At 68.2% G+C, this 25,007-nt stretch carries 27 protein-coding genes; 16 read left to right on the top strand and 11 right to left on the bottom strand.

All coding sequences use genetic code 11. The annotated features are described in order from the left end of the window. Positions 1–242 precede the first annotated feature (242 nt). The 4 genes from ACWDTS_RS08275 (at position 243) to ACWDTS_RS08260 (ending at position 5,148) form a co-directional block, all read left to right on the top strand. On the top strand, positions 243–1,430 hold the full coding sequence (locus ACWDTS_RS08275) for a CaiB/BaiF CoA transferase family protein (protein WP_450108676.1): 1,188 nt from the start codon (positions 243–245) through the stop codon (positions 1,428–1,430). Then, the gene (locus ACWDTS_RS08270) at positions 1,427–2,200 is read left to right on the top strand and encodes a citryl-CoA lyase (RefSeq protein ID WP_450108675.1); all 774 of its coding nucleotides are present in this window, start codon (positions 1,427–1,429) and stop codon (positions 2,198–2,200) included. The genes ACWDTS_RS08275 and ACWDTS_RS08270 overlap by 4 nt, the downstream gene beginning before the upstream one ends. Further along, positions 2,197–3,789: a class I adenylate-forming enzyme family protein gene (locus ACWDTS_RS08265; protein ID WP_450108674.1), complete on the top strand. Its 1,593-nt coding sequence runs from the start codon at positions 2,197–2,199 to the stop codon at positions 3,787–3,789. The genes ACWDTS_RS08270 and ACWDTS_RS08265 overlap by 4 nt, the downstream gene beginning before the upstream one ends. Positions 3,790–3,873: 84 nt before the next feature. Further along, entirely contained in the window at positions 3,874–5,148 is a 1,275-nt protein-coding gene (locus tag ACWDTS_RS08260; RefSeq protein WP_450108673.1) for an acyl-CoA dehydrogenase family protein, read from the top strand. Positions 5,149–5,219: 71 nt separating this feature from the next. Here the strand turns inward: ACWDTS_RS08260 and ACWDTS_RS08255 are convergent, their stop codons facing one another. After that, entirely contained in the window at positions 5,220–5,723 is a 504-nt protein-coding gene (locus ACWDTS_RS08255; RefSeq protein WP_248673198.1) for a MarR family winged helix-turn-helix transcriptional regulator, read from the bottom strand. 211 nt (positions 5,724–5,934) lie between these two features. On the opposite strand from ACWDTS_RS08255, the gene ACWDTS_RS08250 reads away from it, so the two are divergent. From ACWDTS_RS08250 to yhjD, 6 genes are read left to right on the top strand one after another with little or no spacing between them, the layout of a single operon-like run. Next, positions 5,935–7,164, top strand: a complete 1,230-nt coding sequence (locus ACWDTS_RS08250) for an MFS transporter (protein WP_450108672.1) — start codon at positions 5,935–5,937, stop codon at positions 7,162–7,164. A gap of 5 nt (positions 7,165–7,169) precedes the next feature. After that, entirely contained in the window at positions 7,170–7,973 is an 804-nt protein-coding gene (locus tag ACWDTS_RS08245; protein WP_450108671.1) for an exodeoxyribonuclease III, read from the top strand. After that, positions 7,970–8,458, top strand: a complete 489-nt coding sequence (locus ACWDTS_RS08240) for a ribonuclease domain-containing protein (RefSeq protein ID WP_197255000.1) — start codon at positions 7,970–7,972, stop codon at positions 8,456–8,458. The genes ACWDTS_RS08245 and ACWDTS_RS08240 overlap by 4 nt, the downstream gene beginning before the upstream one ends. Next, the gene (locus ACWDTS_RS08235) at positions 8,458–8,880 is read left to right on the top strand and encodes a barstar family protein (RefSeq protein WP_450108670.1); all 423 of its coding nucleotides are present in this window, start codon (positions 8,458–8,460) and stop codon (positions 8,878–8,880) included. The genes ACWDTS_RS08240 and ACWDTS_RS08235 overlap by 1 nt, the downstream gene beginning before the upstream one ends. 13 nt (positions 8,881–8,893) lie before the next feature. Beyond that, a complete protein-coding gene (gene trpS, locus ACWDTS_RS08230) occupies positions 8,894–9,934 on the top strand; it encodes a tryptophan--tRNA ligase (protein WP_450108669.1) in 1,041 nt (346 codons plus the stop codon). Positions 9,935–9,948: 14 nt separating this feature from the next. Next, a complete protein-coding gene (gene yhjD / locus ACWDTS_RS08225) occupies positions 9,949–10,983 on the top strand; it encodes an inner membrane protein YhjD (RefSeq protein ID WP_197254994.1) in 1,035 nt (344 codons plus the stop codon). A gap of 25 nt (positions 10,984–11,008) precedes the next feature. Here yhjD and ACWDTS_RS08220 read toward each other — a convergent pair whose 3' ends face one another. Further along, positions 11,009–12,211, bottom strand: a complete 1,203-nt coding sequence (locus ACWDTS_RS08220; protein ID WP_231611257.1) for a hypothetical protein — start codon at positions 12,209–12,211, stop codon at positions 11,009–11,011. 185 nt (positions 12,212–12,396) lie between these two features. Here ACWDTS_RS08220 and ACWDTS_RS08215 point away from each other — a divergent pair, with 185 nt between their 5' ends. Further along, entirely contained in the window at positions 12,397–13,437 is a 1,041-nt protein-coding gene (locus tag ACWDTS_RS08215) for an NAD(P)-dependent alcohol dehydrogenase (RefSeq protein WP_450117935.1), read from the top strand. 101 nt (positions 13,438–13,538) lie between these two features. Here the strand turns inward: ACWDTS_RS08215 and ACWDTS_RS08210 are convergent, their stop codons facing one another. From ACWDTS_RS08210 to sdhC, 4 genes are read right to left on the bottom strand one after another with little or no spacing between them, the layout of a single operon-like run. Then, positions 13,539–14,315 carry a succinate dehydrogenase iron-sulfur subunit gene (locus ACWDTS_RS08210; RefSeq protein WP_197254990.1) on the bottom strand — a complete coding sequence of 259 codons (777 nt, stop codon included), beginning with the start codon at positions 14,313–14,315 and terminating at the stop codon, positions 13,539–13,541. Then, positions 14,315–16,066, bottom strand: a complete 1,752-nt coding sequence (sdhA, locus tag ACWDTS_RS08205; protein WP_197254988.1) for a succinate dehydrogenase flavoprotein subunit — start codon at positions 16,064–16,066, stop codon at positions 14,315–14,317. Before sdhA ends, ACWDTS_RS08210 begins: the two co-directional genes overlap by 1 nt. Before the next feature lie 15 nt (positions 16,067–16,081). After that, a complete protein-coding gene (locus ACWDTS_RS08200) occupies positions 16,082–16,522 on the bottom strand; it encodes a succinate dehydrogenase hydrophobic membrane anchor subunit (protein WP_450117934.1) in 441 nt (146 codons plus the stop codon). Position 16,523: 1 nt separating this feature from the next. Beyond that, on the bottom strand, positions 16,524–16,931 hold the full coding sequence (gene sdhC, locus ACWDTS_RS08195) for a succinate dehydrogenase, cytochrome b556 subunit (protein ID WP_282581764.1): 408 nt from the start codon (positions 16,929–16,931) through the stop codon (positions 16,524–16,526). Between the two features lie 253 nt (positions 16,932–17,184). On the opposite strand from sdhC, the gene ACWDTS_RS08190 reads away from it, so the two are divergent. The 3 genes from ACWDTS_RS08190 to ACWDTS_RS08180 are packed head-to-tail and all read left to right on the top strand — an operon-like array spanning position 17,185 to position 20,004. Further along, positions 17,185–17,604, top strand: a complete 420-nt coding sequence (locus tag ACWDTS_RS08190; protein ID WP_197254985.1) for a cytidine deaminase — start codon at positions 17,185–17,187, stop codon at positions 17,602–17,604. Next, entirely contained in the window at positions 17,597–18,901 is a 1,305-nt protein-coding gene (locus ACWDTS_RS08185) for a thymidine phosphorylase (protein ID WP_197254983.1), read from the top strand. Before ACWDTS_RS08190 ends, ACWDTS_RS08185 begins: the two co-directional genes overlap by 8 nt. 17 nt (positions 18,902–18,918) lie before the next feature. Next, positions 18,919–20,004, top strand: coding sequence for an adenosine deaminase (locus ACWDTS_RS08180; RefSeq protein WP_450108667.1), 1,086 nt, complete (start codon positions 18,919–18,921; stop codon positions 20,002–20,004). 61 nt (positions 20,005–20,065) lie between these two features. Here the strand turns inward: ACWDTS_RS08180 and ACWDTS_RS08175 are convergent, their stop codons facing one another. The 5 genes from ACWDTS_RS08175 to ACWDTS_RS08155 are packed head-to-tail and all read right to left on the bottom strand — an operon-like array spanning position 20,066 to position 23,361. Then, positions 20,066–21,304 (bottom strand): primosomal protein, encoded by a 1,239-nt coding sequence (locus tag ACWDTS_RS08175; RefSeq protein WP_450108666.1) that lies wholly within the window; start codon positions 21,302–21,304, stop codon positions 20,066–20,068. 59 nt (positions 21,305–21,363) lie between these two features. Then, positions 21,364–21,663, bottom strand: a complete 300-nt coding sequence (locus ACWDTS_RS08170) for a YbaB/EbfC family nucleoid-associated protein (RefSeq protein ID WP_450108665.1) — start codon at positions 21,661–21,663, stop codon at positions 21,364–21,366. After that, positions 21,660–21,980: a hypothetical protein gene (locus tag ACWDTS_RS08165; RefSeq protein WP_450108664.1), complete on the bottom strand. Its 321-nt coding sequence runs from the start codon at positions 21,978–21,980 to the stop codon at positions 21,660–21,662. The genes ACWDTS_RS08170 and ACWDTS_RS08165 overlap by 4 nt, the downstream gene beginning before the upstream one ends. 38 nt (positions 21,981–22,018) lie before the next feature. Then, a complete protein-coding gene (locus ACWDTS_RS08160; protein WP_450108663.1) occupies positions 22,019–23,014 on the bottom strand; it encodes a C40 family peptidase in 996 nt (331 codons plus the stop codon). Beyond that, entirely contained in the window at positions 23,011–23,361 is a 351-nt protein-coding gene (locus tag ACWDTS_RS08155; protein WP_248673213.1) for a type VII secretion target, read from the bottom strand. The genes ACWDTS_RS08160 and ACWDTS_RS08155 overlap by 4 nt, the downstream gene beginning before the upstream one ends. Before the next feature lie 90 nt (positions 23,362–23,451). On the opposite strand from ACWDTS_RS08155, the gene upp reads away from it, so the two are divergent. Further along, positions 23,452–24,075 carry a uracil phosphoribosyltransferase gene (gene upp / locus ACWDTS_RS08150; RefSeq protein WP_248673214.1) on the top strand — a complete coding sequence of 208 codons (624 nt, stop codon included), beginning with the start codon at positions 23,452–23,454 and terminating at the stop codon, positions 24,073–24,075. A 216-nt stretch (positions 24,076–24,291) separates the two neighbouring features. After that, a complete protein-coding gene (locus ACWDTS_RS08145; RefSeq protein WP_450108694.1) occupies positions 24,292–25,005 on the top strand; it encodes an MspA family porin in 714 nt (237 codons plus the stop codon). The last annotated feature ends 2 nt before the right edge of the window (positions 25,006–25,007 follow it).

Below are 25,007 nucleotides of genomic sequence, written 5' to 3'. Positions count from 1 at the left end.
CAGTTCACGAAGCACGGCCGGCGTCGGCGGCGTGGACCTCGGGTCCCGTCGCCGGCGCCGGCGTGCCGTTTTCCGGCAGGCCTGCGGAAGGGCCGACCCTGTGGCGTCGAGCCACATCCATCGCAAATGTGGTGTTGACAACTCAACAACTCTCTCGACAAGATGCGTGTTGACAAAACAACAACTTGTGACGGGGTCGTGCAATGCGTCGGCGCCCGGGCCGCAAGTCGTAGGAGGAAGCTGTGGAGATTCAGCAGAGCAAGGAAGCGGGAAGTCCGCTCGGAATGCTTCCGGGACTGAAAGTCGTGGAGATGGGCCAGAACCTGGCCGCTCCGTACGCTTCGTTGATCCTCGGTGACCTGGGCGCCGACGTCGTCAAGGTCGAGAAGCCCGGCGGTGACGACGCCCGCGGATGGGGCCCGCCGTTCGTGGGGGACAGCTCGGTGAGCTTCCACATGATGAACCGCAACAAGAAGTCCGTGGTTCTCTCCCTCGATGACGAGAACGACTACAAGGCGTTCCTCGATCTCATCCGCGATGCCGACGTCTTCGTCCACAACCTGCGCCCCGGCGTCGACAAGAAGCTCAAGGCCGACGCCGACACGCTCATGGCCGTGAACCCGCGGCTGATCTACTGCGGGATGTCGGCCTTCGGTCACGCCGGCCCGATGGCCGACCGTCCCGGCTACGAGCCTCTCCTGCAGGCCTTTTCGGGCATGGTCGCCATCAACGGTGACCCGAGCGGACCGCCCTCGCGGGTCGGCCCCTCGGTGGTCGACCTCGGCACCGGCATGTGGTCGGTCATCGGTGTGCTCTCGGCACTCCTGCAGCGTCAGGTCACCGGACTGGGCAGCGAGGTCAAGACCTCCCTGCTGGAGACCGCCGTCAACTGGGCAGGTCGCCACATCGCCGATTACGGTGCCACGGGCAAGATTCCGCCGCGCGTGGGCACCGGCCACAACTCGCTCACGCCCTACGGGGCGTTCGAGGCGTCGGACGGCCCGTTCATCATCGCGGCCGGCAACGACCGACTGTTCGCCAAACTGGCCGGGGCACTGGGCCATCCGGAGTGGCCCGAAGATCCGCGCTTCACGACCAACGCGGCCCGCACGGAGAACCGTCCCACGCTCCTGCCGCTGATCTCCGAGATCGTCGCCGGTGCCACCGTCGCGGAGTGGATCGAGCGCCTCGAGGCGGCGGGAGTGCCCTGCGCACCGATCAATTCGATCCCGCAGGTCCTCGAGCACCCGCAGACCGCGGCGATGCAGATGATCCTCGACACCGACGACGAGCGGCTCAAGCTCACCGGACTGCCGCTGAGCATCAACGGTGCCCGGGCAGGCTTCGGCACCGAGGCTCCGGCGCTCGACGCGCACCATGACGAACTGGTCGACGGCGCAGCCGCGACGAACACGGGAGAAGTCAAGTGACCCAGGCAGTGACACACATCGCGACCTCCGACGAGAAGTCGGTCACCGTCCGCGGCAAGGACCTGTGCGAGGAGCTCATCGGCGAGCGCACCTTCACCGAGATGATCTACTTCCTGTCCGTCGGGCGGATGCCGTCCACCGCCGAGGCGCGTGTCCTCGACGCCTGCCTGGTCACCTTGATGGAACACGGCTGGGTCCCGACCTCGATCGTCACCCGCCTGGTCGCGGACAGCGTCCCCGACGACGTGCAGGTCGCGATGGCCGCCGGTCTGCTCTCCGTCGGCCCGGTCTTCGCCGGCACCATGGAAGGCTGCGCGGAAATCCTCGCCGAAGGCATCCGCAGCGGTGAGGACCCGGACGTGTACTGCAAGCGGGTCGCCGAGGAGTATGTCGGCACCAAGCGGCCGGTCCCGGGATTCGGGCACCGCCTGCACAAGCCGGACGATCCGCGCTCGATCAAGCTGCTGCGTGTCGCCGAGGAGAACGGGCTCAAGGGCCGCTACGTCGATCTGCTCCTGACGCTGAGCCGCGAGGTCGACGCCGCCCGCGGTGGCCGGCACCTGACCATCAACGCCACCGGCATGATCGCCGCGCTGTTCCTGGAGATCGGAATCCCGCTGAAGGCGGGCCGCGGCATGGCCGTGGTCTCGCGCGCCGGCGGTCTGCTCGGTCACGTGGTCGAGGAGTTCAACGAGCCCTCCGCGCGGAAGATCTGGCAGCTCACCCGGGAAGGCATCCCGTACTCGGCACCCGAGGAGACGCAGGCATGACCGCCGCGTCGACCGATCGGTACTCCTCGGCCGAGGTGCTGGCGCTCTATCGCGAGCACGACGGAACCCTGGCCGATCTCGTCCGCAGCCGCGCCGAGACCGATTCCGGGCGCGAGATGCTCGTGTGCGGCGAGCGGTCCCGGTCCTGGGCGCAGGCCCTGGACGCGGCCGGCCGTCTGGCCGCCTACCTGCACGGCCGCGGTGTCGTCGCCGGCGACCGCGTGCTCGTCATGGGCCGCAACAGCGACTGGCACGTGCTCGCGTTGCTCGCCGCCGCGGGGCTCGGTGCCGTGTTCGTCCCCGTCAACCCGGATTTCAAGGTGGAGGAGGCGGCCTACGTCCTGCGCCAGTCGGGTGCCCGGGCCGTCCTCTGCGACGAGGTCGCCGCAGCGACCGCCGAGGCGGCGCGCGCCGAGGTCGACGAGGACGTCTGGATCGAACGGCTCGGCGAGCACCTGCTCACCGCAGAGCCGATGACGCTCGGTGGCGACCCGGAGGCGCCGTGCGTGATGATCTACACCTCCGGAACCACCGGTTTCCCCAAGGGCGTCCTGCACTCTCAGCAGAGCGTGATCGCCGCGGGGGAGAGCTTCGTGGAACGGGTGCAGCTGCAGCCGCACGACCGGGTCCTGGCGATCCTTCCGCTCTTCCACGTCAACGGACTGCTCTACTCGGTGGCGGGCGCGCTCGCCGCGGGCGCGACGCTGCTGGTGGAGCCGAAGTTCTCGGCGTCGAACTTCTGGACGACCGTGACGACGCTGTGCGCGACGCAGGTCAACATGATCGAGGCGATCAGCGCGATCCTGCTCAACCGACCCGAGAGCGAGTACGTTTCCGAGCACGGGCTGCGCAAGATCTACGGGATCCGGCAGGCGAGCATGCAGGCCTTCCGCGACCGGTTCGGTGTGCCGCACCTGGTGGGCGGCTACGGCATGACGGAGATCCCCGGCATCCTGAGCACCCCCTACGACGGCGAGACTCCGAAGGGCAGCATGGGCCGGTTGTGCCGGCATCCCGATCCCGCGCGGCCGTGGGCCAAGTGCCGGATCGTCGACGACAACGGCGCCGACGTCCCCGACGGAACGGTCGGCGAACTGTGGGTGAACACGCCCATCGTGATGCTCGGCTACTTCCGTGAACCCGAGCAGACCGCCGATTCCTTCGACGGCGGCTGGTTCAAGACCGGCGACCTCGTCCGCCGCGACGAGGACGGGTGGTTCTACTTCGTCGCCCGCAAGAAGGACATCATCCGCCGGCGCGGGGAGAACATCTCCGGCGCCGAACTCGACCGGGTCGTTGCCGAGCATCCGGAGATCGTGCTCGCCGCGGCTGTCGGCGTGCCCTCCGAAATGGGTGACGACGACATCCTGCTCGTGGTGACCAGGCGAACGGATTCGCAACTGACAGAACAGGAAGTCGCCGACTTCTGCAGCACACGACTGGCCCGGATCAAGCGACCGCGCTACGTCGTGTTCACCGACGACATGCCTCTCACCCCCACCGGAAAGGTCGCGAAACACCGGTTGCGCGCGGACGCCACGCTCCGCGACCGCGCCTGCGAAGTCGACCTCGTAACCGCCGAACAGTAAGCCCGCACCGTCGTCGGTGACGACGCGCAGCCACCCGTCGAACCGGTCAGCGTGACCGACGGTGGCCACAGAAAGGACCGAGCAATGACCGAGACCCTCGCACCACGCACCGCATCCTTCGTCTGGGACGACCCGATCGGCCGGATCCACGAATTCCTGGTCGGCGACTTCACGTCCTCGCCGCTGGTGCAACGTGCCCGCGACCTCGTTCCGACGCTGAAGGAGCGCGCGGCACGCCAGGCGCAGCAGGACCGCATCCTGCCGGAGACGATCGAGGACATGCAGCGGGCAGGGTTCTTCCAGATGCTGCAGCCGCGTTCCCACGGCGGTTTCGAACTGTCGCCGATCGAATCGTTCGAGGTGACTTCGATTCTCGCGGAGGGAGATCCGTCCGTCGGCTGGGTCCTGGGCGTGGTCGCCATCCACCACTTCCACCTCGGCTTCTTCGACGAGCGTGCCCAGTCGGACGTCTGGTCGACGGACCACACCACGCTGGTCAGTTCGCCGTACGCGCCGCAGACCGCGAAGCGGGTGGACGGCGGCTACCTCCTGTCCGGCCGCTGGTCGTTCTCGTCGGGCAGCGACTACTGCGAATGGGCGCTGCTCGGCGCGAACGTCGAAGGCGAGCCGACCCCCGGACCCGGACCGCTGGGCAGCCACGTGCTGCTGCTCCCGCGCAAGGACTACGAGATCGTCCACAACTGGGACGTCTCGGGCCTGCGCGCTACGGGTAGCAACGACATCGTGGTCGAGAACGCCTTCGTCCCCGACCACCGCAGCCTGACCTGGAACGAGGTGCACGACGGAACGGCACCGGGGCTCGCGCTCAACGACGGGCTGCTGTTCAAGCTCCCGTTCTTCCAGGTCTTCTCCCGCGCCACCCAGGCTCCCACCGCGCTCGGCGCACTGAAGGGCATGGCCGACGCCCTGGCCGACTTCATCCGGAGCAAGGGACGCAAGGGTGTCGATCCTGCTGCTGCCCTCGCACTCGCCGAGGCGTACTCGTTCATCTCGGAGGCGAAGGGACGGCTGTACGCGAACTACGGTGCGGTGATCGCCGAAGCGACCGGCGGTGCCGCGGTTTCGCCCGAGCGGCTCGAGGAGTTCCGGTTCCAGTCGGCGTACATCCCCGCGCGCGCCGCCCGGTACGGCACCGAGCTGTACCGCGTCGCGGGTGGCACCGGTATCTACAACACCCGGCCGTTCGGGCGGTACCTCACGGACCTGATGGCCACGCAGACCCACGCCATCAACAACTTCCAGGCCCGGGCGATGGACTGGATGGGTCCGCAGCTCGACATCACGGGTTCGTTCGTCTCGAAGCCGGACGGCGTGGTGCCGAACGCGATTCGGCGCTGAGCCGCCGGCGAGCACTGCTCGGCCCGGGTACCGATACGGTGCCCGGGCCGATCTGCTTTTCGGCGGTCCGTCTATTCGCTCAGCCCGTCCAGGTTCTCGCGGAAGCGCCGCAGCATTTCGTTGAACTTCTTGATCTCCCGCGGTGTGAAGCCCGACAGCACCTGCTTCTGGCGAGCGAGCACATCCTCGAGCATGCGGTCGTGGAGCTCGTATCCCTCCGGCGTCAGATGCCACAGGCGGCTCCGCGGATTCGTGCCGTTCGCTATCGCCTCGGCCAGGCCGAGCTTCTCGAGCTTGCTCAACGCGCGGCTCACGGCACCCTTGTCGTAGCCGACCGCGGGGCTGGCCGCGGTCACCGGGACATCCGGTTCCTTGCACAGCATCACCAGCATTCGCCATTCCATCGCGCTGATGCCGAATTTGTTCTGGTAGTGCCGGGAGGCGCTCCGGTTGAAACTGTTGGCGGCCCACACCAGAAGGACCGTCGGATTGTTGTCGAGATTGAGCGACTTCGAGCCGGAGCCGTCGCTGCGCTCGACGTCCTCGACAAAGAATTCATCGAGCGCGTCGGCCATGCGTTGCCCTTTCGGTTTCGGCTCGAACCGACGATCTCGGTGAACCGGACAGGAATCAGTTCTTGTTTCGTCAACAGTTTAAGGGCATTTCGGCGATTGCCAAGAGGCTGCAGCTGTTTGCCCACCCGAAGTTCCGGGGTGAGTGCCGGGTGAGTGAAGTCACGGGGCCGCACCGGTGACCTCGCCGCCGCGCACGGGACAATGGACACCCGTGACTCTCACCGACATCGCGCACCCACCCACCGGGTCCGGAACCGTCCGCAGCCGCGCCCTCGCGGTGTTCGCGCTGGCGCTGGGTGGCTTCGGAATCGGCACCACCGAATACGTCGCGATGGGACTGCTCCCCGAAATCGCCGCCGACCTCGGTATCACCGAGCCCACCGCCGGCCACACCATCTCCGCGTATGCGCTCGGCGTCGTCGTCGGCGCACCGCTGTTCGCGGTGCTCGCCGCCCGAATGCCCCGTAAGACGCTGCTCGCCGCCCTGATGGCGGTCTTCACGCTCGGCAACGCCGCCTCGGTCACGGCCTCGGGCTACGGGCTCCTCGTCGCGGCCCGTTTCCTCGCCGGCCTGCCGCACGGGGCCTACTTCGGGGTGGCCGCGCTGGTCGCCGCGCACCTCGCCGGTCCCCGGCGCCGCGCCCGGGCCGTCGCCCAGGTGATGCTGGGCCTGTCCGTCGCCAACGTCGTCGGTGTGCCCGCTGCGTCGTGGCTCGGGCAGGCCCTCGGCTGGCGGACGGCGTTCGGCCTCGTGGTCGTCATCGGCGCCGCGACCGTCGCGGCCATCACCGCCTGGATACCGAAGGTCTCGATGCCCGCCACCAACCCGATCACCGAACTCGGTGCGCTGCGGCGACGGCAGGTGTGGCTTACGTTGATCGTCGCGACCGTCGGTTTCGCCGGGTGCTTCGCCGTCTACACCTACCTGGCGACCACCCTCACCGACGTCACCGGCGTCGCCCGCTCGACGGTCCCGATCGGGCTGGCCGTGTACGGCGCGGGCATGGTTGCGGGCAGTCTCGCCGGCGGTCGCATCGCCGACCGTGCGCTGATTCCCGGCCTGATCGGCGGCATGCTCGTCTACGCCGCGCTGCTCGGCCTGTTCGTCGCCGGCGCTCACCATCCGGTCGCGGCGTTCGTGCTGCTATTCCTCATCGGCGCGACCAACGCCTCACTGATCCCGGGGCTGCAGACCCGCCTCATGGACGTCGCCGCCGACGCCCAATCCCTCGCCGCGTCCCTGAACCACGCCGCGCTCAATGCCGCGAATGCGCTGGGCGCGTGGCTGGGTGGCCTCGTCATCGCCGCCGGGTTCGGCTATACGGCGCCCGCCGCGGTCGGAGCCGTACTCGCGCTCGCAGGGGTCGCGGTCCTCACATTCTCCGTCCGCCTCGACACCCTCCCACCGGACCGGATCCGTCGACTGCGTCGGATACGGTGACCGGCGTGCCTCGCATCATCACCACCGTCAACGTCAACGGCGTGCGCGCCGCGGCCACCAAGGGCCTGCTCGAATGGCTCGCGGGGTCGGCCGCGGACATCGTGTGCCTGCAGGAGGTCCGCGCGACCGAGAAGCAGTTCCACGCGGCGATCGCGCCCGCCCTCGCCGCCGGATGGCAGGTCGTCGGCGCCGAATCCTCCGCGAAGGGCCGGGCCGGTGTCGCGATCATGTCCCGGGTTCCCGCGGACGCCGTCCGCGTCGGCTTCGGCGACGAGAGCTTCGCCGACACCGGCCGCTACCTCGAGGCCGACTTCGGCGACCTGACGGTCGGGAGCCTCTACCTGCCGACCGGCGAAGCGGAAACCCCGAAGCAGGACGAGAAGGAGCGCTTCATGAAGTCGCTCGCCGCCTACCTGGGGGACCGCGCCGCCGAGGTCGTCGAGGCGGACCGGCACATGCTCGTGTGCGGCGACTGGAACATCGCGCACACGGAACGGGACATCAAGAACTGGAAGGGCAACATCCGCAAGTCCGGGTTCCTGCCGCACGAACGCGAATGGGTCGGCGATCTCCTCGCGACCGGTCAGTGGCGCGATGTCGTGCGCGAGCACCACGGCGATGTCCCCGGCCCGTACTCGTGGTGGTCGTACCGGGGCAAGGCCTTCGACACCGACGCGGGCTGGCGGATCGACTACCACCTGGTGACCCCGGCACTCGCCGACCGGGTGACCGCGGCCCGCGTCGAACGGGCCGCGACATATGCCGAACGCTGGTCGGACCACGCGCCGGTGACGGTCGAATTCCGATGATCCGGCACCGGGTGAACCGGCACTGCAAGGCGGCCCTGCTCGCGCTGCTGTCCGCGATCGTCGCCCTGTTCGTCACGGCCTGCGGATCCGCGGGCACCGACACCGGCACGACCGTCGCGCCGCTGCTGTCCGTTCCCTCCTCGACAGCACAGCCGTCCGGGACGGCACAGCCGAACGGCGACACCGTCACCTGCGAGCCGGAAGGTCCGATCCCCGACTACGTCTGGGACACCCTCGAGCTCATCGACGCGGGGGACTGGCCACCGGACGACGCCCCGGGCACCCAGGGCGGTCGCCGGTTCGGCAACTACGAGGGCGAGCTGCCCACCGTCGGCGACGACGGGCGACCGGCGGCCTACCAGGAATGGGACGTCAACCGGAAGAAGCCCGGGCGCAGCCGCGACGCCGAACGCATCGTCACCGGTGCGGACGGATCGGCGTGGTACACCGCCGACCACTACGAGTCGTTCACGAGGATGTGCTGATGCGAGCCGACCTGACCCTGCTCGAGACCACCCGATCCGGGGCAGCGGACCTCGAGGAACAACTGCGGCAGGACGGGCGCGTCGTGCACCTGCGCGGCCGGAAGATGACGACCCTCCGGCAGCTGTTCGACGAGTTCGCCGCGGCGCTGCAGTTCCCGTACTACTTCGGTGCGAACAAGGACGCGTTCGACGAGTGCCTGTCCGAGGTCTGCGAGGCCGCCGCGCCGTCGGTACTGGTATTCGACGCACACGAACTGCTCACAGGAGAACCGGACCAGCTGGCGTGGTTCGTCGCGGTGCTCGGGCAGATCCCGCTGCGGGTGATCCTGCAGGTTCCGCCGCAGCACGCCGACGCCGTGGCCGAGCGATTCGCCGCGGCCGGACACGGCGACCTCGGTCGCAGCGCCGAACCCGGTGCGTGACAGTATCGAGAGCATGTCGAGCACTGCAGATCAGAACGCCACCGCGCCGACCGCCCGGCCTCGGGTGCTGTCCGGCATTCAGCCCACCTCGGATTCCTTCCATCTCGGGAACTTCCTCGGTGCGCTGCAGCAGTGGGTTCCGATGCAGGACGAGTTCGACGCCTACTACTTCATTCCCGACCTGCACGCGATCACCGTGCCGCAGAATCCGAAGGAGCTGCGCAAGCGGGTGCTGGTCTCGGCGGCGCAGCTCCTGGCCGTGGGCATCGACCCCGAGAAGTCGGTGCTGTTCGTGCAGAGCCACGTGCCCGAGCACGTCGAACTGTCCTGGGTGCTGACCTGCATGACCGGCTTCGGTGAGGCCAGCCGGATGACGCAGTTCAAGGACAAGTCCGCGAAGCAGGGCACCGAGCACGCCGGGGTCGGCCTGTTCACCTACCCGATGCTCATGGCCGCGGACATCCTGCTCTACCGCGCGCAGAAGGTCCCGGTCGGCGAGGATCAGCGCCAGCACCTCGAATTGACCCGCGACCTCGCGCAGCGTTTCAACAAGCGCTACGGCAAGACCTTCGTCGTCCCCGAGCCGCACATCGTCAAGGGCACCGCGAAGATCTACGACCTGCAGGACCCGACGTCGAAGATGAGCAAGTCGGCCGAGACCGCGGCCGGCCTGATCAACCTGCTCGACGACCCGAAGGTGTCCGCGAAGAAGATCAGGTCGGCCGTCACCGACAACGAACGGGAGATCCGCTTCGACCGCGAGGCCAAGCCCGGCGTGAGCAACCTGCTCACCATCCAGTCGGCGCTCTCCGGCCGCGACATCGACGATCTCGTCGCCGGATACGAGGGCAAGGGCTACGGCGATCTGAAGAACGACACCGCCGCGGTGCTCACCGAGTTCGTGACGCCGCTGCGGGCGAAGGTCGACGAGTACCTGTCCGACGAAACCGAACTGCTCAAGATCCTGTCGAACGGCGCGGACCGTGCGCGCGACGTCGCTTCCCGGACACTTGCCCAGGTCTATGACAAGGTGGGATTCCTGCCCCGCAAGTAGAAGGAGCGTCACGGATGGCCGGCGCGAGCGACGAGAAGAAACCCGGTTTCCTCGATCGGCAGCGTGCCGCCCATCCCTGGCTCGACCACACGATCCGGACCGGGCTGCGCTACCAGGAGCACAAAGGCGACTACTACGCCGCCGGTATCACGTACTTCACGGTGCTGGCTCTCGTGCCGATCCTCATGGTGGCGTTCTCGATCGCCGGTTTCGTGCTCGCCGGCCGACCCGAGATGATCGAGCAGATCCAGGACGCGATCGCCGAGAACATCCCCGGGCAACTCGGTGACACCGTGCAGAGTCTGATCGCGTCGGCGATCAACTCGCGCGGCGCCGTCGGCGTGATCGGGCTGCTCACCGCGTCGTACGCGGGACTCGGCTGGATGGCGAACGTGCGTGACGGCCTCACCGCGATGTGGGACCACCCGCGCGACAAGGGCAACTTCGTGGTCTCCAAACTGCGGGACGGGGCGTCGCTGCTGGGTCTCGGTCTCGCCATGCTCGTCTCGCTCGGGTTGTCGGCGCTGAGCAGCGGCCCGATCATGTCCAGGCTCGTCACGCTGCTGAACATGGAGAACCTCCTCGGGATCGGCGTCGCGTTGCGGATCGCCGCGCTGGTCTTCGCGCTGGGCGCGACCTGGGCGGTGTTCACGTGGGTGATCGCGCGGCTGCCCCGCGAACCGGTCACCTTTCGTAGCGCCGCGCAGGCCGGTCTGATCGCCGCGATCGGATTCGAAGTGCTCAAGCAGGCCGGGTCGATCTATCTCGAGATCGTGCTGAACGGGCCCGCCGGCGTCGCCTTCGGCCCGATCCTCGGTCTGCTCATCTTCTCCAACCTGACGGCGAAGCTGCTGCTGTTGTGTACGGCGTGGGCGGCGTCGAAGAAGGAGAATCTGGCCTTGGCGCACGTGCCCGCGCCGGAATCGGCGACGATCACTCCGCGGCTCGAGGTGCACCAGGGTCCCGGGGTGCGGGGGAGCATCGCGCTCCTCGGCGCGGGCATTCTGGGTGGCGCGCTGCTCGGGTCGCGCCGACGCGCCCGGAGATGACCGGCGAAGTCGAGGGGCCGGCGGATCAGCCCGCCGCCTCGTCCTGGCACGCCTCGTAGCCTCCCGCGACGAAGGTCGTCGCGGAGCAGTACACGGCGGTCGGATAGTACGGTCCCATCACCGTCGCGGGGTCGGCTCCGGTCGCCTGGGACGCCTGGATGGACTGCGGGTAGAACGCCGGCGTCGGCAGCATGTAGCGCAGGAACAGCACCTTCTTCGGTACCGTCGTATCGCCCCACGGCAGCACCGTCACGGTCGGATCGGCGACCGAGGTGAGATCGGCGGGCGCGGCGACCGCGTAGGTGTAGTAGCCCGATTCGTCGAGCGCGGTCTCGAAGTCGGCCCCGCACGCCACCACCGGATAGGGCGAGACCCGATCGTTCTGGCACAGCGACCAATACCGCACCTGCTGATCCGGGTCGGTCGCCGGGACACCCGCGCGGGTGTCCGGGAACAGCGGCGCCTTCCCGCGGACGACCACGATCCTGCCCGGCTGGTAGGTCAGTGCCGTTCCGAGATACTTGTTGTCCCCGTTGGGAAACAGACCGGACGAGCTGGCCGGGTTCACGAACACCGTCTCCGGTGTGTCGCCGGGGAACGCGCCGCTCGCGGCACCGGCGATGACCTGATCGAAACCTGCCTGCGCGAGCTGCGAGACGGGTCCCGTGTAGGAGTTCGGGTCGAACGGCTGCTCGCACGGCTGCCGCGGAACGGTCGCCCCACCGACCCGCATCGTCGCCTCGGGCAGGGGCACACCGCCGCTGGGGGAGGCGGCGTCGTCGGGCACGTAGACGCGGATGATCAGGAAACCCACCGGGGTGCTCTGACCGGCCGGCAGAGCCTGAATCTCGTTGCGCGCGTGGTCGGCCGGGCCGGTGACGATGGTGGCGTGCCATTGGCGTTGCACAGGGGGGAGGGTCCGTGCCGACGCGTCCGTGAACGGATTGCTGCTGCCAGGGTCGGGGTCGATCTGGTTGTCGCGCAACGTATCCACGGTGTCGAAGTTCGTGCCGTAGGTGTTGAGCGAGAAGTACCGGGCGTACGGGTAGGTGCCGGACAGTTCGATCGAGTCGCCCGGCCCCAGCGCATAGGGCAGGACCCAGTAGGTGGCGTTCACGTCCGGAAACGCGACGTTCAGCACCGTCTCGTTCGACATGAACCGCCACGCGCACAGGGGAGTATCGGCGGTCGCGGCCGGAGGCAGGGCGACCGTGACGGCGGCGCACAGGAACGCGACGAGGGCAACGATCCGGGCGCAGGCAGATCGAGAGCGATTGTCGGACACGGGGACTCCGTTCGTCGCCTCCACGATAACCGCGGTTCGCCCAGAACGGACCGGGTTTCGGTGAACAAGATCATTCGATTCGGTTACATCGGCTGACGCGGTGGCGGATCGGCCGTACTGTCGGGTCCATGAAAGCCGTTCAGTACACCGAGATCGGTGCGGAGCCGGTCGTCGTCGAGATCCCCACACCGTCCCCCGGCCCGGGGGAGGTGCTGCTGAAGGTCACCGCCGCGGGTCTGTGCCACTCCGACATCTTCGTGATGGACCTGCCCGCGGACGGATACGTCTACGGGCTTCCGCTGACGCTGGGCCACGAGGGGGTCGGCACGGTCGCCGAACTCGGCGCGGGCGTCGACGGCGTCGCGGTCGGGGACACGGTCGCCGTGTACGGGCCGTGGGGCTGCGGTTCCTGTCACGCCTGCGCTCGTGGCCACGAGAACTACTGCACGCGCGCCGCCGACCTCGGGATCACCCCGCCGGGGCTCGGTTCTCCCGGTTCCATGGCCGAATACATGATCGTCGATTCGGCCCGGCACCTCGTGCCCATCGGTGATCTCGACCCGGTCGCGGCGGCTCCGCTGACCGACGCCGGTCTGACCCCGTACCACGCGATCAACCGGGTGCTGCCGCTGCTGGGCCCCGGATCCACCGCGGTGGTGGTCGGTGTGGGCGGGCTCGGTCACGTCGGGATCCAGATCCTGCGGGCGATCGGCGCGGCCCGGGTCGTTGCACTGGACGTCGACGACGACCGTCTCGAACTGGCCCGCACGGTGGGCGCCGACGTGGCGATCCGGTCCGATGCGAGTGCGGCCGCCGCGATCCGCGAACTGACCGGCGGGCAGGGCGCCACCGCGGTGTTCGACTTCGTCGGCGCGCAGTCGACGATCGACATGGCGCAGCAGGTCGTCGCGATCGACGGGCACATCTCGATCGTCGGAATCCACGCCGGCGCGCATGCGAAGGTCGGGTTCTTCCTCGTACCGTTCGGTGCCTCCGTCGTGACGCCGTACTGGGGGTCCCGCACCGAGCTGATGGAGGTGATCGCCCTCGCCCGCGCCGGCAGACTCGAGATCCACACCGAGACGTTCACTCTCGACGAGGGGCCCGAGGCGTACCGGCGGCTGCGGGAAGGCACCATCCTCGGCCGCGGTGTGGTCGTACCCGGCTGAGTCCGCCCGGCGGAACAGCGTCGCGGAAACGCAGAACGCGGGCCCGGCCCCCGAAGGGCCGGACCCGCGTTCCGTGTTGCAGTTCCCTGTGACAGGGAGGGTCAGCGAGCGAACAGCAGCGCGCGCTTGACCTCCTGGATCGCCTTCGTCACCTGGATGCCACGGGGGCACGCGTCGGTGCAGTTGAAGGTGGTGCGGCAGCGCCACACGCCGTCCTTGTCGTTGAGGATGTCGAGACGCTCGGCGGCACCCTCGTCACGCGAGTCGAAGATGAACCGATGCGCGTTGACGATCGCGGCGGGGCCGAAGTACGACCCGTCGCTCCAGTACACCGGGCACGACGTGGTGCAGCACGCGCACAGGATGCACTTGGTGGTGTCGTCGAAGCGGGCGCGGTCGGCCTGCGACTGGATCCGCTCGCGGGTCGGCTCGTTGCCCGTCGTGATGAGGAACGGCTTGACGGCACGGAACGCGTCGAAGAACGGCTCCATGTCGACGACCAGGTCCTTCTCGACCGGCAGGCCGCGGATCGGCTCGACGGTGATGGTCACCGGCTTGCCGTCCTTGGGCAGCATGTCCTTCATGAGGATCTTGCAGGCCAGGCGGTTGACACCGTTGATCCGCATCGCGTCGGAGCCACACACGCCGTGCGCGCAACTGCGGCGGAAGGTGAGGGTTCCGTCGAGGTAGCCCTTCACGTACAGCAGCAGGTTGAGCATGCGGTCGCTGGGCAGCGCCGGCACCTGGAACGAATCCCAGTGCTGACCCTTGCCGTCCTCGGGGTTGAACCGGGCGATCTTGAGGGTGACCATGACGGCGCCCTCGGGAACCGGAGGCAGTTCCGCGGCGACGGCGTCGTTCTTCTCGAGAGTAGTCATCAGTACTTCCGCTCCATCGGCTCGTACCGGGTCTGGACCACCGGCTTGTAATCCAGGCGGATTTCGGAGATCAGATCCTGGCCCACCTTGTACGCCATGGTGTGCTTCATGTAGTTCGCGTCGTCACGATTCGGGTAGTCCTCGCGAGCGTGGCCGCCGCGCGATTCCTTCCGGTTGAGGGCGCCGACCACGGTGACCTCGGCCATCTCGAGCAGGAAGCCGAGCTCGACGGCCTCGAGCAGGTCGCTGTTGTAGCGCTTGCCCTTGTCGTGAACCGTGATGTTCTTGTAGCGCTTCTTCAGATCGTGGATGTCCTCGAGGGCCTTGGTGAGGGTCTCCTCGGTGCGGAACACCGACGCGTTGTTGTCCATCGACTGCTGCAGGTCGCGACGGATGTCGGCGACGCGCTCCTTGCCGCCCGCGTGGAGGATGCGGTCGAGCCACTCCTCGACGTAGGTCGCGGGGTTCTCGGGCAGCTCGACGAACTCGGTGCTGTTCGCGTACTCGGCGGCAGCGATGCCGGCGCGACGGCCGAACACGTTGATGTCGAGCAGCGAGTTGGTGCCGAGGCGGTTGGCGCCGTGCACGGACACGCAGGCGCACTCGCCGGCGGCGTACAGGCCCTTGACGATCTCGTCGTTGTTGCGCAGGACCTCGCCCTGGACGTTGGTGGGGATACCACCCATCACGTAGTGGCAGGTCGGGTACACCGGGACGAGCTCGGTGACCGGGTCGACGCCGAGGTAGGTGCGCGCGAACTCGGTGATGTCCGGGAGCTTCTCCTCGAGGACGTCCTCGCCGAGGTGCGTGACGTCGATGTAGACGTAGTCCTTGTTCGGACCGGCGCCGCGGCCTTCGAGCACCTCGAGCACCATCGACCGGGCGACGATGTCGCGGGGCGCGAGGTCCTTGATGGTGGGGGCGTAGCGTTCCATGAACCGCTCGCCGTCGGCGTTGCGGAGGATGCCGCCCTCACCGCGGACGGCCTCGGAGATGAGGATGCCGAGGCCCGCGAGTCCCGTCGGATGGAACTGGTGGAACTCCATGTCCTCGAGCGGCAGGCCCTTGCGGAAGATGATGCCCAGCCCGTCACCGGTGAGGGTGTGCGCGTTGGACGTCGTCTTGTACATGCGGCCCGAACCGCCGGTGGCGAACACGATCGACTTCGCGTGGAAGACGTGGATCTCGCCGGTCGCGAGCTCGTACGCGATGACACCGGTGGCGACGGGACCGTCCTCGGTCTCGGTCAGCGCGATGTCCAGCGCGTAGAACTCGTTGAAGAACTCGACGTCGTGCTTGACGCAGTTCTGGTACAGCGTCTGCAGGATCATGTGGCCGGTGCGGTCGGCGGCGTAGCACGCGCGACGGACCGGGGCCTTGCCGTGGTCACGGGTGTGACCACCGAAGCGGCGCTGGTCGATCTTGCCTTCGGGGGTGCGGTTGAAGGGGAGACCCATCTTCTCCAGGTCCAGCACCGCGTCGATGGCTTCCTTGGCCATGATCTCGACGGCGTCCTGGTCGGCGAGGTAGTCGCCGCCCTTGACGGTGTCGAAGGTGTGCCATTCCCAGTTGTCTTCTTCGACGTTGGCCAGCGCGGCACACATGCCGCCCTGCGCGGCACCGGTGTGGCTGCGGGTCGGGTAGAGCTTGGTCAGAACCGCGGTGCGGGCGCGGGGGCCGGCCTCGATGGCCGCGCGCATACCGGCGCCGCCGGCACCGACGATGACCACGTCATAACGATGTTCCTGCATGAAGTCTTGGCTCCCCTAGCTCGCAACGATGTTGGGGTCGAATGTGAAGATCACGTAGGTGCCCAGGCCCATGATCAGGATCATCGACACTGCGAGGATCGTGTTGAGCCAGAAACGGGTCGAGTCCTTGCGCGAGTAGTCGGCGATGACGGTGCGCAGACCGTTGCCGCCGTGCAGCTGCGCGAGCCACAGCATCGACAGGTCCCAGAACTGCCAGAACGGGCTGGACCAGCGACCGGCGACGAACGCGAAGTTGATGCGGTGCACGCCGTCGTCGAGCATCAGCATGATGAACAGGTGGCCGAGCACGAGGATGATCAGTGCGAGGCCGGACAGACGCATGAACAGCCAGGCGTAGAGCTCGAAGTTGTTCTTGGCCTGACGACGCGGCGAGCGCGGGTTGTCGAGGCCGGCCGGACGGTCGTAGGCCGTTCCGAGAGTCTTCGCTTCACTCATGTCAGTGCCCCGCAAACATGTTGTAGAAGATGCGTCCGGCCGCGGGGATCATCACCACGAACCAGATCGCCAGGATCGTCCAGAGCATCACGCGCTGGTACTGCGGTCCCTTCGACCAGAAGTCGACGAGCATGACACGCAGGCCGTTGAGCGCGTGGTAGAGAACCATCGCCACGAGCGCCAGCTCCATCAGGCCGACGATCGGGTTCTTGTAGGTTTCGATGACACTGTCGTAGGTCTCGGGGTTGACCCGGACGAGTGCCGTGTCCAGAACGTGGACGAAAAGGAAGAAGAATGTGGCCACACCTGTGATCCGGTGCAGAACCCAGGACCACATTCCGGGATCTCCCCGGTAAAGCGACCGTGTGCGCCCCGCCGGTGCGGGGGCGGCTTCAGTCGTGCTGCTCATCGAGTGCTGTGCCTCCAACGTCAATGGTGGACGCGTCGAGCCGCTGTAGCCTGTGGGGGATTCCGCAGTACGGGCCCGACGAGAACCTGAACCGACTTGTTCAGACTCTAAACCCATCGGAATCGTGGGAACTAATCTCCTTCGCGATTCGTACCGGCCCGAAATGCTAAGTTAGGTTTGCCTTTCCAACTGTGATCTGACGCGGTGGGGGCCACCGAACGTCGTCTCCGCCACCGTGACAGGATGGGCAACCATGGTGGACGTGGAGTGGGAAACGTTGCGCGCCAAGGCACATGAAGCGATGGGGCGTGCATACGCGCCGTACTCGCGGTTCCCGGTGGGGGCCGCCGCTCTCACCGCCGACGGCGCAGTTGTGAGTGGGTGCAATGTGGAAAATGTCTCACATGGGGTGGGACTTTGTGCCGAATGTGTACTCGTCGGTAACTTCGTTTCCGGTGGTGGCGGGCGGTTGCGAGCGATCTCCGTCTGCGATGCCCGCGGCGCCGTTCTGATGCCTTGCGGCCGCTGCCGCCAGCTCCTCATCGAGCACGGCGGACCCGACCTGCTCGTCGACACGTCCCGAGGGCCGCGACCCATGTCCGAGCTGCTGCCCGACGCGTTCGGGCCCGATGATCTTGCGGCCGTGCATCCGACGGGAGGCGATCGTGCCTGACATCGTCTCCGTGATCCGGCACAAGCGCGACGGTCTGGAACTGACCGGCGCCGAGATCGACTGGGTGATCAGAGCGTTCACCCACGACATCGTCGCCGACGAACAGATGGCGGCTCTCGCGATGGCCATCTGGTTCCGCGGCATGACCCGCGCCGAGACCGCCCGCTGGACGACCGCGATGATCGACTCCGGACGGCGTCTCGACTTCACCGGGTTGGGCCTGCCCACCGTCGACAAGCACTCCACCGGCGGTGTCGGCGACAAGATCACGCTGCCGCTCGCACCGCTCGTCGCGGCGTGCGGGGCTGCGGTGCCGCAGTTGTCCGGACGCGGACTCGGATACGCCGGCGGCACCCTCGACAAACTCGAATCGATTCCCGGCTGGCGCGCCGACCTCGACACCGTCGAGATGGCCGAGCTCCTCACCGATCCGGCGATCGGCGCGGTCGTGTGCGCACCCACCGAGGACCTGGCCCCGGCCGACCGCAAGCTCTATGCGCTGCGCGACGTCACCGGCACCGTCGAATCGATCCCGCTCATCGCCAGTTCGATCATGAGCAAGAAGATCGCCGAAGGAGCGGGCGCGCTCGTTCTCGACGTCAAGGTCGGCTCCGGCGCCTACATGACCGAGCTGGGCGAGGCACGCGAACTCGCGCGCACGATGGTCGAGCTCGGCAGCGACGAAGGCCTGCCCACCGTCGCGTTGATCACCCGCATGGACACCCCGCTCGGGCGCACGGCGGGGAATGCGCTCGAGGTACGCGAGGCTGTCGAGGTTCTCGCCGGTGGCGGACCGCCCGACGTCGTGGAGCTGACCCTGGCGCTGGCGCGGGAGATGCTCGCTCTCGCCGGGATCGACGGCGTCGACCCCGCCGAGCGGCTGAAGGACGGCTCGGCGATGGACCGATGGCGCGCGATGATCGCCGCGCAGGGAGGCGACCCGGACGCTGCGTTGCCCACCGCCGCGTACACCGAGACCCTGCGTGCGGACTCCGACGGCATCCTCACCGGACTCGACGCCATGGCGGTCGGGGTCGCGGCGTGGCGGCTCGGCGCAGGTCGTGAACGGCAGGGGCAGGCCGTGCAGGCCGGCGCCGGTGTCGAGCTGCACGCGAAACCGGGCGAGGCGGTGCGCGCCGGGCAGGTCCTCGCGACCCTGCACACCGATACCCCGGAGAAGATCCCGGCCGCGCTCACCACGCTGCAGGGCGGGGTCCGGATCTCCGCCGAGGCGTCCGACGGAGGGGCACCCGCGGTGCCCGCGCGACCGCTCGTCGTGGAGCGGATCTCCGGGTAGCCGACTACCGTCGGGGCATGAACGAGCTGACTGCCCCGCAGGTGCGTACGGCACCGAAGGTTCTGCTCCACGACCACCTCGACGGTGGCCTGCGACCGGCGACGATTCTGGACCTCGCCGACGCATGCGGCCACACCCTGCCTGCCGATTCCGAGACCGAGTTGGCCGGATGGTTCCGGCGGTCGGCGGACAGCGGTTCGCTGGTGCGGTACCTCGAGACATTCGAGCACACGGTCGCCGTCATGCAGACTGCCGAGGGGCTCGAACGGGTCGCCCGCGAGTGCGTCGAGGATCTTGCCGCCGACGGCGTCGTCTACGCGGAGGTTCGGTTCGCGCCGGAACAGCACCTCGAGTCCGGCCTGACGCTCGACGAGGTCGTCGAACACGTCCTCGAGGGGTTCCGGTCGGGGGAGTCCGCGGTCGCGGCGGCGGGCGGCCGGATCCACGTGGGATGTCTGCTCACCGCAATGCGGCACGCGGCGCGGTCGCGTGAAATCGCCGAACTGGCAGTGCGTTTCCGCGACCGGGGGGTCGCCGGGTTCGACATCGCCGGCGCCGAGGCCGGATATCCGCCCAGCCGGCACCTCGACGCCTTCGAGTACATGCGAGCGTCCAACGCGCACTTCACGATTCACGCGGGCGAAGCGTTCGGGCTCCCGTCGATCCACGAGGCCGTCGCGTTCTGCGGCACCGACCGGCTCGGTCACGGGGTGCGGATCGTCGACGACATCACCGTCGCCGAGGACGGCACCGCGTCGCTCGGTCTGTTGGCGAATTACGTGCGGGACAAGAGGATTCCGCTCGAGCTCTGCCCCAGCTCCAATGTCCAGACCGGCGCGGTGGCCGCGCTCGAGGACCATCCGTTCGATCTGCTCGCGAGGCTGCGGTTCCGCGTCACCGTCAACACCGACAACCGGCTGATGAGCGACACCACGATGACGAACGAGATGATGCGCCTGGTCGAGACGTTCGGCTACGGCTGGGTCGACCTCGAACGATTCACCATCAACGCCATGAAATCGGCGTTCCTGCCGTTCGATAAGCGGCTCGAGCTGATCGACGACGTCATCAAGCCCGGCTACGCGGTGTTGATCAGCGCGTAGCGCCCGGTGTGCCTTTGTGGCGGTGGGAGCCGCCACAAAGGCACACCGGCGGCGGAGCCGCCTAGTGCTTGCGGAGCCGTGCCTCGAACTCGCGCTCGAGTTCGCGCCACGCCGCGACCTCGGCGTCGAACGGCGCGCTCGGGGCCAGGCGGCTCGTATCGGGCTCGAGCACGTAGTTGACGAACCAGCCCAGCTCGGTGGAACCGGCGAGCGCGGCGTCGGTGGAGTCGTCGCGGGCGTAGTTCGCGGCATCGGTGAACAACTCGACCGCGAGTTCCAGCTGGTCCGGGTCCACCGCGTCGACGCCCTGCGCGATGTCGTCGGCGATGCCGGTGAGCACGTACACGTTGTCGTCGCTCACCTCGATCTCGAGCGAACCGTCGGTCGCTGCGAGGCGGATCTCGTCGTACGTGCTCACCGCCGCGAGATCGTGGTCGTGACGGTCGGCCAGGTAGCGGGCGAGCGCACGCTCGGAACCGAATACCGAGATCAGGCCGTCTTTGCCGAGGAACAGCGCGTCGTCGTCCAGGTAGCACCGCAGGGTGAACCACGTGCCTTCGCTCGTGATGATCTTGATCGGGTCGATGCCGACCTCGCCCCAGAAGTCGTCGACGAGTTCCTCGTCCTCGTCTTCGTCCACGAACTCGTATTCCTCGTCGTCTTCGCCCTCGACGGTGTCGTCGGCCTCGACGACGTTCTCCTCCGCAGCGACGAGTTCGGACTCGATCTCCGCGACGATCGCGGCGTCGACGTCGGGGGTCGTGACGACGGCGTCGATCGCGTCGATGACGTCGTCCCAGTCCTCGGCGACCGCGGTGCCGACCTGGTTCCACAGGTCGTCGCCGTCGGCACCGTCGAACGCGCTCGCGCCGTGCTGCAGCAGTGTCGCGATCTCGGGCCGGTCGACGAACTTCGTCACCGCCTCGAGATCGCACACCTCACCCAGGCTGCGGACGACGTCGAAGGTGTCCTGGAGCTGGGCGACGATCTCCGGGTCGACATCCTCGGCGACGAGCTCGGGCACCCCGACGATGTCGAACCGATAGGCGTCGTCGGGCTCGAACTCGACGGCCGCGAGCTTCGCGACGACCGGCCAGGTGGGGTGCTCGACGAGATCGTTGTCGGTGTCGGAGCGGACGAACGCGACCAGTTCGGCGACCCCGGGGAACCCGTACAGATCGTCCCCGCGGCCGAGGAACGCCTGCCATTCCTCGCCGTCCTCGCGCCACCGGGGCACCCACAGGGTGACGAGGTTGTCGTCGGTGAGACCGAGCTCGATCGGGACGATGTCTCCAGCCATGGCGGGAAGCCTAGCCACCTCGCGCCCGAAGACATAGCCGGGAGTCGACGAGACCGTCATCACCGGAACGAGTCGCGAAGATCCGAGAGCAACCGGTCGCGTTTCCCGGCTGCGATCCGCGCCGCCTCGTGCGCGGTCGCGAGGATCGCCGCGGACAATTCGGCGGCATCGAGCCGGCACGCCGACTCCTCCAGATGCAGTGCGATCATGCCGCCTCCACCGTCCACGCGTACCCACACCCGGCCGTCCGCGCTCGTCGCTTCCGCCGTCACCTCGCCGAGCCCGGCCATCACGTCCTCGAGCATGCCCAGCCTTTCCCGAGCCCGTTCGACGATCTCGTCGACACGGTGCCCGCTCACACCGACCTCAGCCAGGACGTGGGTTGCCGCTGCTCGTCGTCGGCCTGCTGGACGCGCGCCACCTCGTCCCGGGTGGGCAGGCCCATCCGGTCCAGCAGGGCGTCCGGCATGCCCTGGGCAGCGAGCTCGCCGCGGCGCAGCGCCGCGGCCTCGAGGGTCGCGCGGCGGCTGAGCGCGAGGATCTGCCCGGCCAGGTGCCCGGCCCCGTGGCGCAGTTCGCGGGGATCGATGTGCAGCTCGACCGGCACCCCCTGGTCGGTCGTGCGCACCGAGACGGTGCCCGCCGCATTGGCGGCGGTTGCTGTCGTGATGTTCATATCCGGTTGGACGCACCCGGTCGCCGGCCGGTTCCCTCTCAGCCGGTGGGCCGGTAGAACCCTTCGAAGGCCATGCCGCTGTTGCCGGTGCGGATCGGGGTGACGGCGACGGGATCGCCCGCTTCCACCATGAGGCCGTTGCCGATCACCATCGCGACGTGCCCGTCCCAGACGGCCAGGTCGCCGGGCAGGACCGAGTCCGGAGCGACCGGCATCCCGATGTCCTGCTGCTGGGCCAGCCGGGGAAGCTCGACACCGGCCTGGCCGTAGGCCCACTGGGTCAGCCCGCTGCAGTCGAGTCCCTGTCCCGGGGTGGTTCCGCCCCACACGTACGGGGTGCCCTGCTGGGACAGCGCATGACGCACCGCCGCGGCGGCCGTGGCGTTGGGTGCGGTGGCGACGCTGCCGTCGGGCAGGCGCACCGCGCAGTCCGACGCGGAGCCCGGCCCGACGCCCCTGTCGTCGTAGAACGCGCGGCTGTCGCCGGAACCGGGATCGGTTTCGGACGGTCCCGCTCCCGTGAGGGCCGGCGTCTCCGGCAGCAGGGCGGTGAGCCGGTCGGTGTGCTGTGCCAGTTCGGACGTGACCCGGGCGAGTACGTCGAGGCCTGCCGCGAGATGTTCGAGTGCGGCAGCGAGCATCAGCAGCTGGCCTTGGGGCAGCGCGAGCGCGGGTTCGAGGCTGCGGGCGACCGAACCGAACGAGTCGACGATGCGGGCGATCTCGACGGCGCCGCCGAGGACCGTCGCGGTGCCGTCCACCGCGATCGCGGCGATCTCCATGCCGCGGTCGGCGGCGGCGAGGGTGTCGGCGAGTACCTGCTCGGCGCTGCGGACCGCGGTGTCCGCCGCGGTACCGGTCCAGTCCCACACCAGTTCGGTGAGCGCGGCGCGGCCGATGGCGTGTACGTCCTCCGCAATTGCGGTCCCGGCTCGCAACGCCGCCGCCGGATCGATCGCGGGTGCGGTGCCGGAGCCGAATGCGGTGAGCAGATCCGCCAGCGGAGCCGCGAGCAGATCGGCCCCGATGGTCATCGTCGCGCTCCCGCCTCGGGCGTGCCTGCGGACTGCAGACCCGTGGACCACTCGGCCTCGCGGTTCTCGTAGCCCGCTGCGGTCGCTGCGGCGACCACGGACATGCCGTCGAGTGCGGTCACGAGGCGGGACACGTGCTCTTCGTGCGCGCGATGCGCCGTGACCAGGGCCGCGACGAATCCCGTTCCGATCGGGCCGAGCCCGGTGTCCAGTTGTTCGGGGGCGGCGCCCCGGATCTCGTCGACCGCGCCACGCATTCGTTCTGCCAGGTCTCCCGCCGTACCGCCGAACGCTGCGATGGTCTCCGGGCGTACCTGCACACCGTCCTGCCGAAACTCGCCTCTCACGCCTCACGCCCCTCGATGTCGGATCGAATCGCTCTCGACGGGTTCGACGCATTCGGGCGGCGGCCGGTTCCACCGTTCTATCCTTCGGGCATGGATCCGCTCGTCGTCGATCATCCGCTCGCTGCCTCGCTCCTCACGATCCTGCGCGATGAGCGCAGCGACAACGCCGCCTTCCGGCATGCACTGAGCCGGCTCACCCAGATGCTCGTGTACGAGGCGGTCAGGGACGCGCCGATCGAGCAGTTCGAGGTGCGCACGCCGATCACGACGACCACGGGGGTGCGGCTGAAGCAACCGCCACTTCTGGTCCCGGTTCTGCGGGCCGGTCTGGGCATGGTCGATCAGGCGCACGCGCTGATCCCGCAGGCACAGGTCGGTTTCGTCGGGCTGGCGCGCGACGAGAAGACGTTCGAGCCGGTGCCCTATCTCGAGTCCCTCCCCGCCGATCTGTCCAGGCTGCCGGTGTTCGTGCTGGATCCGATGCTGGCGACCGGTGGATCGATGGTGCACACGATCGAGCTCCTGGTGTCCCGCGGCGCGACCGACATCACCGCGGTGTGCGTGGTGGCGGCGCCGCAGGGTGTCGAGGCGCTCGCGGCGTGCGGGCATCCGGTGCGGTTGGTGACCGCGACGATCGACGAAGGCCTGAACGAGAACAAGTACATCGTTCCGGGCCTCGGCGACGCGGGCGACCGTCAATTCGGGCCGCGATAACGGCCATCGCCTACTCTGCGAAACACGCAGCCGAATCGTGACATCGATGCCCGTTTTGGTGCTTATGGTGCACATGGGGCTGCTGAGACGCGGTTCAGGCGCTGATCCGTTACCAACTCTTCACGATCTTCCTCACGAAATCGCTTGCGGCTCATTACTCTGAGGCGTGCATCACGATCGCTTCACTGTCATCTGTTCGTGAAATGGGGAAACGCGATGGTCCGCAATTCCGTAACGAAATCCCGCCGGCGATTCCGGGCAGCAGCACTGGGGGTGGCTGCCGCCGCGTTCGTGGCGATGGTCAACCCGGGCGCCGCAGGAGCCGCAGTCGACAACGCCCGGTCGATGCCGCTCGACGGCGGCGCCACGATCGAAGTCCTGCAGGCGGACACGTCGATTCAGTCCGTCCCGCCGCTCGACAGCTCACCGTTGAGCGTCGAGTTCTTCAACGACGGTGTCGCCGCCGTCCGGATCACCGGTCCTGGTGCCGACGCGTTCCAGGACACCAAGCTCACCTTGGGCTACCAGATCGGCTATCCGGTCGCGCTGCCCGGCGCGATCGTCCACATCTTCACCCCGAGCCTCAACTGGGGGGTCGGCAACAGCGCCGACTTCGGCATCGATCTCGGATTCGACAACGATGGCGGTGCGGCTCTCGGCCTGGGCCTGGGCCTGGGCACCAGCGCCGAACTCGGGGGCACGATCATTCCCGAGCAGGAGATCGAGGTCGAACTCGAACCGGGCGGCATCACCGAGGTGCCGATCGTCGAGAATCTCGAATTCGACGGCAGCGGCGTCACCGTCCGCATCGCGGGTGTGCACGGTTCCGTGTCCGGGGCGATCGGCCCGGTCACCGTCCGGCCGTTCGCGAAGGCGACCACCTCGAAGGGTGACACCGTCGTCACCTACGGTGTGCCGCAGCGGGTCTGACG

The sequence above is a fragment of the Rhodococcus sp. NPDC003383 genome (assembly GCF_053589115.1).
This window is presented reverse-complemented; position numbering and strand designations above follow the sequence as displayed.